Here is a 12,609-nt window from a genome sequence, read left to right as displayed (position 1 = left end):
TCTTGACGCTGAACGGGATCCATCCTTGACTTGAACGTGCGGCCCTTTCTGTGGGCTGGCAGAGCAGTCGTCGCCAGCCTCCAGCGCGACGTCACTGACGTGGCAGCCGGGCACCCGACGCAACCTTTTCATGCCTCCCTGACCACTTCACAGGGAGAGCAGTCATGACCCTCAAGCAGTTCCCGCAGTGTGGCAAAGGCAAACTTCTGACCGTCGCGCTATTGGTGATCGTTTCGCCCTACGCCGAAGGCGCGTGCGATCTGGTGTCGACGCCCGGCAGTGATACGCAAACCTGTGACAGCGGCAGCAGCGGCGCAGTGACCTGGTCGGGGGCCAACGACACGCTGATTTTCCCTGCCGGTGGCAGCGGCTCGATCAATGGCAATGTCACGTTCGGCCCGGGTCTGGACAGCGTGGACATGAACTCGGGCCGTATTACCGGTAATGTCATGCAAGGCGCTGGCAGAGACCGGTTCTCACTGTCCGCGGGCATCGTCACCGGCGATATCAGCCAGGGAGCGGAACCGGACACCTTTATCATGAGCGGGGGCAGCATCGGCTCACTGGCTCAGGGCGACGGACTCGACACGTTCCAGATGACGGGCGGCATCATCACCAGAGCGTTCGAGGATGGCGACCGGGCGACCATGAGTGGCGGCAGTATCGGGCGGGTGGACATGAAGCTGGACGACAACCTGTTCGATCTCTCCGGCGGCACGATCATTGGCAATCTGGTCACCGGCTTCGGGCGCGACACCATCAACGTGTCCGGCGGCAGAATCGGTGGCGCAGTCAGTGTCAGTGGCGGTGATGACCGACTGACCCTCAGTGGCGGCGAAATCCTCGGCGGCATCAGGGCCAGCTTCGGCAACGACCAGTTCACCTGGCGTGATGGCGGCAACGTGACGGGCAGCGTACTGATGGCCGAAGGCGACGACATCGCCCGCCTGTACAACCTGAGCGAGTATTACCTCAGCACCAGCAGCGTGCTCGATGGCGGAACGGGCAACGATACGCTGACGCTGGACAACACGACCTCGGCAGTGCCCGCCCGCTATCGCCAGTGGGAAACGGTCAATCTGAACAACGGTTCACGGATGGACCTGGCGGGCGACCTGACGCTGGGAGACAGCGCCAGCGGAACCGGGGTTTTGAACATGGATGCCAGCAGTCGCCTGTCATCCGCGTCAGGCGCGATCAGGTCATTCAACAGCGCCACGCCCGCCACGCTGAACAATGCAGGCACCCTGGACCTGAGCAGCGGATTCGCTCGGGACACCCTGACGGTGCAAGGTAATTACACCGGTCTCAACGGGCAGTTGTTAGTGCAGTCGGTGCTGGGCGACGACAGCGCCGACAGTGACAGGCTGGTGATCGCCCAGGGTCGAATCGGCGGAACCACGCGCATGACCGTCATCAACGAAGGCGGTCCGGGCGCGCTGACCCAGAGCAACGGCATCGAAGTGGTCCAGGCCATTCAAGGGGCAACCAGTGACAAAGGCGCATTCTCGTTGGAGAACTCGCTGTCGGTCGGGGCGTACCAGTATTACCTGTTCAAGGGCGGTGCCACGGCGGGCAGCGAGAACAGCTGGTTCCTGCGTTCCTCCGTGCTTTCACCACCACTGACGATTGCGAGTCTGCCTGCCGAGCCTGATCCAGCGCCGGAGCCAGCACCTACACCTCCATCGCCAACGCCAACGCCAACGCCACCACCTGAGCCTGAATCTCCTGCCGAACCTGTTCCACCAACACCCGAACCAACCGCCCCAACTATCCCGCAACCTGCAGCCACCCTGCCCGTTCCGGCCGTCGGCACACCGCCACTGCCCGAGCCCCTGCGCGGTGCGGCACCGGTCCCGATTTACCGGCAGGAGGTGCCGGACTATTCCGTCATAGCGCCTGCCGCTGCCCTTTTGGCGACGTCCTCGTTAGGCACTTTCCACGAACGACAGGGCGATCAGTATTTGCTGAATCAACAGGGTGCGAACCCGGCAGGCTGGGCGCGCGTATTTGGCAGTGATCTCAAACAGCACTGGTCCGGTACGGTCAGCCCGAGCCTCGACGCGTCGCTTGAGGGCTACCAGATCGGCCACGACCTGTTTGCCTGGCAGCCTGGCGATGGCGCGATCCAGCGGGTCGGCATCTTCGTGGCGAACAATCGCCTGAAAGGACGCATCAAGGGCTTCGCGGGCGGATTCGAGGACACTCGTACCGGCCGATTGAGCCTTCGCGGCGATAGCATCGGCGCGTACTGGACGCTGATCGGTCCCCGTCAAGGCTATGTGGACGCTGTGGCGATGGGCACACGCCTCGACGGCTCAAGCCGCTCCGAGCGTGGCGTGCGCGTTGATATCGACGGTCACGTAGTAAGTCTGTCGATTGAGGCCGGTTATCCCTTGCCTGTTGGCGCCAACTGGGTGGCAGAACCGCAGGTACAGGTCATTCACCAGCGTGTCGATCTGGACGATCAGCACGACGGGATATCGTCTCTCGAATTTGATAGCCCGTCCCGAAACACGGGGCGTTTGGGCATACGGTTAAAGGGTCGTTACAGACCTTGGGGAGTGCCCGTAGAGCCCTATATGAGGGCCGATCTCTGGCGCGACGCCAATGGGCACGACACTGTTATTTATCAAAGTGTCGACAGGATCAGAACAGAACATGATTCGAAAACCGCGAGTCTGGGTGCCGGATTGGTGGCACAGCCATCTGAACACCTGGGTGTTTACCTGAGCGCGGATCACAGGCGGGAGCTGAGCGGAAGTGACACACAACAAACGGGCTTCAGCGTCGGGATCAGGCTGAGTTGGTAATCGACTTGCAACCAGCGCCCTGTCATACAAAACCTTTGAATGAAGAAGGCGGCTTGTCGGCGATTGCGTAAAGCCAGTCAAAAAATTCAACTGACAGACCGCATCGCCGGCAAGCCGCCTCCCACGGTTCGTGCATGCTGCGCGACAGCGCAACGTCGGAGACGTGGTGACGCCTCCCTCCGTGCCCTATGACCTATAACAGGTTATTACTTTCAGTCCTGACGTCCCACAGGCTTGAGAATCAGCACCGCCAACGGTGGCAGGTTCAGACTCAGCGACACAGGCTGTCCGTGTGCCTGCTGATCATCAGCCACTACCCCTCCGCCATTACCGATGTTCGAACCTGCATACATTTCGGCATCGCTGTTGAGCAGTTCGCCCCATTTGCCATCGAACGGCACACCGATGCGGTAGTCCATGCGCGGAACCGGCGTCATGTTGGCGACCACCAGCAACGGCTCGCCTTCCTTGCTCCAGCGCAAATAGGCATACACGCTGTTGGTCTTGTCGTCACCGATCAGCCACTGGAATCCCATCGGCTCTGCATCACGTTCGTGCAGGGCCTTTTCTTCGCGGTAGATACGGTTCAGGTCGCTGACCAGCTTCTTCACGCCGATATGATCCGCGTACTGCAGCAGGTACCAGTCCAGTTGCTCGTCGTGGTTCCACTCGCGCCACTGGCCGAACTCGCAGCCCATGAACAGCAGCTTCTTGCCGGGATGGGTCCACATGAATGTCAGGTAGGCGCGCAGGTTGGCGAACTTCTGCCAGCGATCACCGGGCATCTTGTCGATCAGTGAGTGCTTGCCGTGTACCACCTCATCGTGGGAAATCGGCAGGATGAAGCGTTCGGACCATGCGTACATCAGACCAAAGCTCAATTCGCCATGATGGTGCTCACGATGGATCGGGTCCTGTTCCATGTAGTGCAGCGAATCATGCATCCAGCCCATGTTCCACTTGTAGTTGAAACCCAAACCGCCCTGTTGGGTCGGTTGGCTGACACCCGGCCACGCCGTGGATTCTTCGGCGATGACCATGGTGCCCGGCGCTTCCAGCGCGACGACGTCATTGAGGTGGCGCAGGAAGTCGATCGCTTCGAGGTTCTCGCGGCCGCCAAAACGGTTCGGCACCCATTCGCCCGCCTTGCGGGAATAGTCGCGGTACAGCATAGAGGCCACCGCATCCACCCGCAGGCCGTCGATGTGGTAATGCTTGAGCCAGTGCAGCGCCGACGCCAGCATGAAGCCGTGAACCTCGGTGCGGCCCAGGTTGTAGATCAGCGTGTCCCAGTCCTGATGAAAGCCTTCCTTGGGGTCGGCGTATTCATACAAGGCAGTGCCATCGAACTGAGCCAGACCGTGAGTATCGGTCGGGAAATGCGCGGGCACCCAGTCCAGAATCACACCGATGCCCGCCTGGTGACAGGCGTCGACAAATGCCGCGAAATCTTCAGGCGAGCCGTAGCGTGCAGTCGGTGCGAACTGGGCAAGCAGTTGATAGCCCCACGAACCACCAAACGGGTGCTCCATGATTGGCATCAGCTCGATGTGGGTAAACCCCAGTTCCTTGATGTAGGGGATCAGACGGTCTGCCAGCTCACGCCAGTTGTATTGACGCCACTCGCCTTCCTCGTTCTGCTCCATCTGCCACGAACCGGCGTGCAGTTCATAGATCGACAATGGCGCGCTCACGTCATGCAGGCTGGCCCGGGAGTCCATCCAGTGGCTGTCGTTCCAGTTGAAATGCAGCGGTGCGGACACCTTGGAGGCCGTATCCGGCGGCAGCGTCGTGGACAGCGCCATCGGGTCGCACTTGAGCGGGAGAATGCCGTGAGGGCCGAGAATCTCGTACTTGTAGACTTCGCCCGGTTGCAGGCGTGGGACGAAAATTTCCCAGACACCGGTCGGGTGACGCAGCCGCATCGGGTGACGACGGCCGTCCCAGTTGTTGAAGCTGCCGACCACCGAGACGCGCCGGGCGTTCGGTGCCCAGACGGCAAAACGTACACCGTCCACGCCACCAACGTTGGTCACCTGCGCACCCAGGCAACTGCTCAGGTCGCGATGATTGCCTTCGGCAAACAGATACAGGTCCATTTCGCCGAGCAACGGGCCATAGCTGTAAGGGTCTTCGGTGATCTGTTCGCCGCCTGCCCAGTTGATTTTCAACTGGTAGGGCTGAGCGTGTTCAAGATGACCGATGAAGAAACCCGGGACTTCGCTCATCTCCAGCTCGCCCAGTTCGCGCCCGTCATCCGGGGCGAGCAGACGCACACTCAGGGCGCCCGGCAGGTAGGCGCGGACGAACTGCCCGCTGCCACCATCGCCATGCGGGCCGAGAATCGAAAAAGGGTCACGATGTTCAGCACGGATCAACGCATCCATGTCCACTGCGGCGGGCATCGCCTGGCGACGCATACCGGTTTTGTCAGGTGCATTCATGTTGGCTCTCCATCAGACAGGTGCAGCAATCCACGCAAGCCTTGCAGCGGCACAGCCAGCCAGGTCGGGCGATTCTCGGCTTCGTAGATTACTTCATAAGCGGTTTTTTCCAGGGTGAACAGTTCCAGCGCGGCGTCCCCCCCGTTTGAATCTTTCCAGGTGTGGGCCATCTCGGTGGTCGCTGCGCGATAACCTTCGATGAACGCTTCACGGGCCTGGGACAAATACGTACTGGCAACGCGTTTGCGAGCGGCAGCCGCCTCTTCGGAAGTGTCCACGCTTTGCGCGCTGCGCACGGCCATGGCGGCAGCGTAGTCGAACGAGCGCAGCACACCACTGACATCCTTGAACGGGCTGTGCTTGGCGCGACGCTCACTCAACGCACGCGCAGGCTCGCCCTCGAAGTCGATCAGGTACGCGTCACCCTTGACGACCAGCACCTGACCCAGGTGCAAGTCCCCGTGTACGCGGATGCGCAGACCGCCTACCGAGCGCTTGGCGAGACGCGCAACATGCTGCGCGATGGCCTGACGCTGGGCGACCAGGTCATCCACCAGTTGCTGATCATCGGCACCGAGGTCGCCTTTGCGCTGTTCAAGCAGTTGCAAGGCTCGATCCAGCTGGGCTACCACACTTTTCGCCGAAGCCTCGCCATCTTCCTGACCGGTCACTTCCACGGCAAAATCCGGATTGTCGGTCGCTGCGGCCAGAATCTGATGCATCTCACCCAGACGCTGCCCCAGGCTGCGGGAGAAATCGGCCAATTCAAGCAGCGCGTTGTAGTGCTGCTCCTGCTCGGAAACACCATGCGCGAGCTCATCACGAACGGCGCGCTCCAGATTGTTCTGGGTCCACTCCCATGCATCACCCTGATTGCTCAGATAACCTTGGGCGATCATCAGCAGATGCGGCTCACCGTCATGCCCCACGCGGACCACAGAGCCCAGCAGCGGCGAGATGTTGCGATAGCCTGCATTGGTCAGGAACGCGCCCATTTCCAGTTCCGGGTGGGTACCGGCGCTGACTTTACGGATCATCTTGAGAACCAGACCGCTGCCCACTACCACCGAGCTGTTGGACTGCTCGGCCGACAGATAACGCACTTCAGATTCGTTGTTCAGCCCCAGCGGCGCGAGTTGCGCAGTCTGTTCAAAGCGCAGCTCGCCGTCATCGCAAGGGATCACGGTGTCGGCCTGCATGCCTTGAATCACTGCGCGAATGAAGGTTTCCAGCGTGAAGGCATCGGTGATCAATCCCACCTGACGGCCACGGCGGACCCTGGCCAGCGCCAGTTGCTGGGGCAATGCACTGTTGATTTCCTCTTCCGCCAGCAGGCCGAACGGCAGTTGGTAGCGTTCGGTCTGTTCGCCTGCGGTGACTTCGATCTCGTTGAGCAGGACAGGATGTGCCGGATCGCCAAAACGAACCGCGTAGGCAATATTGACCCGCTCAATGGGCTTGTCCTTGCCTGCGAACCACCGGCGCTTGGGCATGTAGACCGCCAGTGAGGTGTTTTCCATGGTGCTGCGGAGCGGCTCGTCGAGCAGCTCCTCCAGACGCTTCTTGAGCACCAGGGTCGGGAAGTCCGGCATGCTTTGTGCCGGTTCGACGTGCCAACTGGGCATTTGATTCTCCGAAGCCAATAGAAACCAGTAAAAACCGTAAGGCGGCAGCGTGAGCAAATAACTCAGCTGGCCAATCGGCGGGAATGCGCTGCCACCCAGCATCTCGACGGGAACGGTGCCGGCATAGGCCGACAATTCGAGTTCTGCGGCCTGGGCTGCGCTGGATACGTTGGCCACGCACAGCACGATTTCGCTGTGGCCATCGGGTCCGGTGTATTCGCGCAGGTACGCCAGAATCCTGCGATTGGAAGGCGACAGCATCTTGAGCGTGCCGCGTCCGAATGCTTTCTGCTGTTTGCGCACGGCCAGCATGCGGCGGTTCCAGTTAAGCAGCGAATGTGGATCGCGCTCCTGACTTTCGACGTTGACCGACTGGAAGCCGTACATCGGGTCCATGATCGGCGGCAACACAAGGCTGGCCGGATCGGCGCGGGAGAAACCGCCATTGCGGTCGATGGACCATTGCATCGGCGTGCGCACGCCATCCCGGTCGCCAAGATAGATGTTGTCGCCCATCCCGATCTCGTCGCCGTAATAGAGGGTGGGAGTGCCCGGCATGGACAACAGCATGCTGTTCAGCAACTCGACCCGACGACGATCACGCTCCACCAGAGGGGCGAGACGACGGCGGATGCCGAGGTTGATCCGCGCACGACGATCCGCGGCGTAGTAATTCCACAGGTAGTCACGCTCACGATCCGTGACCATTTCCAGCGTCAGTTCATCGTGGTTGCGCAGGAAAATTGCCCACTGGCAGTTTTCCGGAATTTCCGGGGTCTGACGCAGGATGTCGGTAATCGGAAAGCGGTCTTCCTGCGCCAGCGCCATGTACATGCGCGGCATCAACGGGAAGTGAAAGGCCATGTGGCACTCATCGCCGTCAGGCCCCTTGCTGTCACCGAAGTACAACTGGGTGTCTTCCGGCCACTGATTGGCTTCCGCCAGCAACATGCGGTCCGGGTAATTGGCGTCGATCTCGGCCCGAATGCGCTTGAGAACCTGATGGGTCTCGGGCAGGTTCTCGTTGTTGGTGCCATCGCGCTCGATCAGATAAGGGATCGCATCCAGACGAAGACCGTCGATACCCATGTCCAGCCAGAAACGCATGACTTCCAGCACCGCTGTCATGACCGCCGGATTGTCGAAATTCAGGTCCGGCTGATGCGAATAGAAGCGGTGCCAGAAATACTGCTCCGCCACCGGATCCCAGGTCCAGTTGGACTTTTCAGTGTCCAGAAAGATGATGCGCGTGCCGTCGTATTTCTGATCGGTATCGGACCACACATAGAAGTCCCGCGCCTTGGAACCGCGCTTGGCGTGCCGGGCCTTCTGGAACCAGGGATGCTGATCCGAGGTGTGGTTGATGACCAGCTCGGTGATGACCCGCAAGCCGCGCTTGTGGGCCTGAGCGATGAAACGCTTGGCGTCCGCCATCGTGCCGTAATCGCTGTGCACGTCGCGGTATTCGGAAATGTCGTAGCCATCGTCCCGACGCGGCGATGGGTAGAACGGAAGCAGCCAGATCGTGTTGACCCCAAGCGCAGCAATGTAGTCGAGCTTGTCGATCAGGCCTGCGAAATCACCGATCCCATCGTTATTGGAGTCGTAGAACGATTTCACATGCACCTGGTAAATCACCGCGTCCTTGTACCAGAGCGGATCTTTGATGAATGCCGCGTCATCGGGCTTTTTTGCCATGGCTGACTCCTTGCAGTTTTACTGTGCGACCTGGATACGCCAGATACCGAAAGGTTGATACGACGGGTCAATGCGCATCCACTGCACCTTGCCGTACCAGTTCCAGCGGTGACCGGTCATCAAATCCTCACCGGACGTCACTGCATCGTCTGGCAAGCCCATTTCCCAAAGCGGCAACTCGAAGTTCGCTTCCTGAACGTTGTGCGGGTCGAGGTTGACCGCGACCAGCACAAAGTTGCTGCCATCAGCCGAACGCTTGCCGAAATACAGGATGTTGTCGTTCCAGGCATTCAACAGCTTCAGGCCCAGATGGGTCTGCAACGCCGGGTTCTGGCGGCGAATACGGTTGAGCTGGGCAATCTCGGCAATGATGTTGCCCGGCGCGGTGAAATCGCGGACTCGAATCTCGTACTTCTCGGAGTCCAGGTATTCTTCCTTGCCGGGGATAGGCGCGGCTTCGCACAGTTCGAAGCCCGAATACATGCCCCACAGCCCCGAGCCCATGGTTGCCAGTGCCGCACGGATCAGAAATCCGGGCCGCCCTGACTCATGCAGGAATCGCGGGTTGATGTCCGGCGTGTTGACGAAGAAGTTCGGCCGGTAGCAATCACGCCATGGCACCTCGTTCAACTGGGTGAAGTACTCGGACAGCTCGGCCTTGGTGTTGCGCCAGGTGAAGTAGGTATAGCTCTGCGAGTAACCCACCTTGCCCAGGCGGGCCATCATTGCGGGCTTGGTAAAGGCTTCAGCCAGGAACATCACGTCAGGATGCTGACTGCGCACTTCACCGATCATCCATTGCCAGAACGGCAGCGGCTTGGTGTGCGGATTGTCGACGCGGAAAATCTTCACGCCCTCCTCGACCCAGCCCAGCACGATGTCACGCAGTTCCAGCCACAGACCGGGAATGGCGTCGGGTGCGTAGAAGTCGACGTTGACGATGTCCTGGTATTTCTTCGGCGGGTTTTCCGCGTAACGAATGGTGCCGTCTGGACGCCACGAGAACCAGCCCGGATGCTGCTTGAGCCACGGGTGATCCTGAGAACACTGAATGGCGAAATCCAGGGCGATTTCCAGCCCGTGATCCGCTGCAGCGGCAACCAGGCGACGGAAGTCCTCACGGCTGCCCAGTTGCGGATGAATCGCCTCATGGCCGCCGTCCTCGCTGCCGATGGCGTAAGGGCTGCCCGGATCATCGGGGCCTGCGGTCAGGGAATTGTTGGGGCCTTTGCGGTGTGCGCGACCGATCGGATGGATCGGCGGGAAATAAAGGACATCAAAGCCCATGTCACGAATCATCGGCAGGCGCGAATGCACGTCGTTGAACGTGCCATGGCGGGCCTTGTCATCGGTGATGGAGCGCGGGAACAGCTCGTACCAACTGGCGAACTGGGCCAGCTCACGCTCGATGTCGAGCGGGAACTCTGCACTGCGGCTGAGAAACGCATGATTGTCAGCCTGTTTCATCAGGCCTGCGGTTTCGCTGTGCAGCAACAGGGCAACCTTCTCGTCGTTGTCCGACTCGCCCAGACGCTGCAACACACTCTCGATGGCATGACGTTGCTCATCCTGGCTACGTTCCGCTGCATGAAGGAGGTGGATGCGACCTTCCTCCAGCTCCAGCTCAATGGGCACGCCCGCGCCGAATTTCTTTTCCAGCTCGTAGCGGTAGCTGCCGAACTGATCAATCCAGGCTTCCAGGCGAAAGACATAGCGGGCCACGGAGGTCGGCGTGAACTCACCGACCCAACTGTCGTTGCCCAGTTCGCGCATTGGCGCGCTGTGCCAGTGTTCTTCATCCGCAGCGCGCCAGACAATGTTGACGGCCATCTTGTCGTGACCGTCTGCGTAAACCTTGCTGGTGACGGTCACCGGTTGGCCGACGATACCTTTCGCCGCAAACAACCCGCCATCGATCACCGGCAACGTGTCTTCGATCACGATGCGGGGCAACTGCAGGGCTTGGGTCAATGACAAGGGACGACTTGGGTGCGGAACTTCTGAGGCCAGGGAATCCGGGCCGTATGACTGTTCATTCATCGAGCATCACTCCTTCACGCCCCAGGGACGCTCCTGTGCATTCCATGCAATTGAAAAATTGACGATACGGCAGCACAAATCCCCCCTGCGCTGACAACTCGCCTGATTCGGCTGCTTAAGTTCCGAGCGGTCTGCGTGACTAAAGTTCAAAGGTTTTGAGCAGAGGATGACGACGTTTCAGAGCATAGCGCAGCAATGGACAAGTGAACCTCGTCAGGCGATATGCCCACAGCCCACGGCAGCGTTGCGATTGGATTGAATCATCGGTGACGGGCGCAAGTCGAAAGAAAGCCAACAGGCCAACAAGGAGGCTGAAGCCATGAATATTCCAACCCCGCCGGAACCCATCGACCCGAACATCGATGAACCTCCCGTTCCCGTACCGCCCTCGGACGTGCCGCCCCCTGAGCAGGAGCCTCCGTCGACAGTGCCGCCGGTCATCGACCCGCCTGCCGGTGATCCGCCTGTTCAGGAGCCGCCAGTCATTATCTGATCGATTCTGGAGTGCAACTACTTATTGAGGACAACTAGGGATCCTCTGACCCGTTCCTTTTGGCCGTAGTGCCTTTGGACGGGTCAGCCCGCTCGACGATGTACGGCACAAAGCGAAGAATACCGAGTGCCAGAAAGGTACTGAGGATAGCGGTCATCTCACGGCCCATTCCCGCCGACACGCCGATTGCGGCAGTCATCCACAGCCCGGCCGCCGTGGTCAGGCCTTTGACCTGCGCCACGTTTCTCGCGTTTTCCTTGAGGATGGTTCCCGCGCCCAGAAAGCCGATCCCGGCGACCAGCCCTTGAATCACCCGACTCAACGCGTCGTCATCGGCGCCGCCCAGGCGTGGCACCAGAACGAACAGCGCTGCACCCATCGACACCAGCATGTGGGTGCGCACGCCAGCGGCCTTGCCGCGGTTCTCGCGCTCGAAACCGAGAATACCGCCCAACAGCGCGGCCACCGTCAGACGGACTGCCACCCGCGTCATTTGTGATGCGTCGGTAACGTCCGAAAATTCCGACTGCAGCGTTGTCACGACTTCCTGCCACCATTCGTTCATCGTCGCTCCTTGAAAAAAGGACCGACATTATTGACCTCGACGATGTGACAGAGTGCCGGTCAGCGTCCGCCCGCCAGATCAATGAACGTACCGGTGGCGTAGGAAGCCTTGTCAGACAGCAGCCACAGAATCGCCTCTGCAACTTCCTCGGCGGTACCACCACGCCCCATCGGCAGCGCGCCTTCAAGCTTGCTCACGCGGAACGGGTCGCCACTGAGGGCGTGGAAGTCTGTGAAAATGAAACCCGGTCTGACCGCATTGACCCGTATACCCTCCGGCGCCACTTCCTTGGAAAGGCCGAGGGTGAAGGTGTCCAGCGCTCCTTTGGATGCGGCGTAATCGACGTACTCCCCGGCCGATCCCAGTCTGGCCGCTGCCGAGGACACATTGACGATGCTGCCGCCCTGCCCGCCATGGTGCGGCGACATGCGCAGCAACGCATGCTTGCTGCAAAGCATGGGGCCGACGACGTTGCTCATCATCATCTTGAGCATGCGGAATTCCGACATCTCTTCGACCCGGCAGGCCTGGGCCAGCGTGCCGGCGTTGTTGACCAGATGCGTCACGCGCCCCAGCTCGGCATCGACACGGGCGAACAGTCGGATGATCTCGTCTTCGTTGCTGACGTCCGCCTGTACGGTGATGGCCTGGGCGCCCTGAGCCCTGACCTGCGCGCAGGTTCTCTCGGCAGCGGCATGATCAGACAGGTAGTTGATGCAGATGCGGTAGCCCTGAGACGCAGCAAGAATGGCCGTGGCTGCGCCAATCCCCCTGGAGCCTCCCGTGATGATGAGAACTTTTTCCATGGATGGGTCTCTTGTGTTTCTCAAACTGACCGTGGGCACCGGGCACGTGCCTGCGGTGAGCACTGATCCTGCCAGTGTTTGGAATCAGACGCCATCGCCGTGTTTCAGTTTCAGCCGGCCTTACC

Annotated in this window: 7 protein-coding genes; 2 read left to right on the top strand and 5 right to left on the bottom strand. The window is 60.3% G+C overall.

From position 1 onward, the window contains the following. The first annotated feature begins 164 nt into the window (after positions 1–164). Positions 165–2,813 carry an autotransporter family protein gene (locus CFBP1590_RS12950; RefSeq protein WP_058431467.1) on the top strand — a complete coding sequence of 883 codons (2,649 nt, stop codon included), beginning with the start codon at positions 165–167 and terminating at the stop codon, positions 2,811–2,813. Positions 2,814–3,025: 212 nt separating this feature from the next. Here CFBP1590_RS12950 and glgB read toward each other — a convergent pair whose 3' ends face one another. From glgB to CFBP1590_RS12935, 3 genes are read right to left on the bottom strand one after another with little or no spacing between them, the layout of a single operon-like run. Next, positions 3,026–5,257: a 1,4-alpha-glucan branching protein GlgB gene (glgB, locus tag CFBP1590_RS12945; protein ID WP_088235182.1), complete on the bottom strand. Its 2,232-nt coding sequence runs from the start codon at positions 5,255–5,257 to the stop codon at positions 3,026–3,028. Continuing rightward, complete coding sequence (gene treS, locus CFBP1590_RS12940) at positions 5,254–8,580, bottom strand: maltose alpha-D-glucosyltransferase (protein ID WP_088235181.1); 3,327 nt, start codon at positions 8,578–8,580, stop codon at positions 5,254–5,256. Before treS ends, glgB begins: the two co-directional genes overlap by 4 nt. 18 nt (positions 8,581–8,598) lie before the next feature. Next, positions 8,599–10,620 carry an alpha-1,4-glucan--maltose-1-phosphate maltosyltransferase gene (locus tag CFBP1590_RS12935; protein WP_058431464.1) on the bottom strand — a complete coding sequence of 674 codons (2,022 nt, stop codon included), beginning with the start codon at positions 10,618–10,620 and terminating at the stop codon, positions 8,599–8,601. A 319-nt stretch (positions 10,621–10,939) separates the two neighbouring features. Here CFBP1590_RS12935 and CFBP1590_RS27875 point away from each other — a divergent pair, with 319 nt between their 5' ends. Further along, on the top strand, positions 10,940–11,113 hold the full coding sequence (locus CFBP1590_RS27875; RefSeq protein ID WP_167383090.1) for a hypothetical protein: 174 nt from the start codon (positions 10,940–10,942) through the stop codon (positions 11,111–11,113). Between the two features lie 34 nt (positions 11,114–11,147). On the opposite strand, the gene CFBP1590_RS12930 is transcribed toward CFBP1590_RS27875, so the two are convergent. Next, entirely contained in the window at positions 11,148–11,678 is a 531-nt protein-coding gene (locus CFBP1590_RS12930; protein ID WP_088235180.1) for an MgtC/SapB family protein, read from the bottom strand. 59 nt (positions 11,679–11,737) lie between these two features. Beyond that, on the bottom strand, positions 11,738–12,484 hold the full coding sequence (locus CFBP1590_RS12925) for an SDR family oxidoreductase (RefSeq protein ID WP_058431462.1): 747 nt from the start codon (positions 12,482–12,484) through the stop codon (positions 11,738–11,740). Positions 12,485–12,609 lie beyond the last annotated feature (125 nt).

Source organism: Pseudomonas viridiflava, assembly GCF_900184295.1.
GTDB classification, from domain to species: domain Bacteria; phylum Pseudomonadota; class Gammaproteobacteria; order Pseudomonadales; family Pseudomonadaceae; genus Aquipseudomonas; species Aquipseudomonas viridiflava.
Note: the sequence above shows the minus strand (reverse complement) of the source record. Positions and strands in the feature narration are given on the sequence as shown.

Coding starts and splice junctions, on each gene's coding strand:
- CFBP1590_RS12930 (WP_088235180.1), bottom strand. CDS start 11,678: ATGAACGAATGGTGGCAGGAAGTCGTGACAACGCTGCAGTCGGAATTT.
- CFBP1590_RS12935 (WP_058431464.1), bottom strand. CDS start 10,620: ATGAATGAACAGTCATACGGCCCGGATTCCCTGGCCTCAGAAGTTCCG.
- glgB (WP_088235182.1), bottom strand. CDS start 5,257: ATGAATGCACCTGACAAAACCGGTATGCGTCGCCAGGCGATGCCCGCC.
- CFBP1590_RS27875 (WP_167383090.1), top strand. CDS start 10,940: ATGAATATTCCAACCCCGCCGGAACCCATCGACCCGAACATCGATGAA.
- CFBP1590_RS12950 (WP_058431467.1), top strand. CDS start 165: ATGACCCTCAAGCAGTTCCCGCAGTGTGGCAAAGGCAAACTTCTGACC.
- CFBP1590_RS12925 (WP_058431462.1), bottom strand. CDS start 12,484: ATGGAAAAAGTTCTCATCATCACGGGAGGCTCCAGGGGGATTGGCGCA.
- treS (WP_088235181.1), bottom strand. CDS start 8,580: ATGGCAAAAAAGCCCGATGACGCGGCATTCATCAAAGATCCGCTCTGG.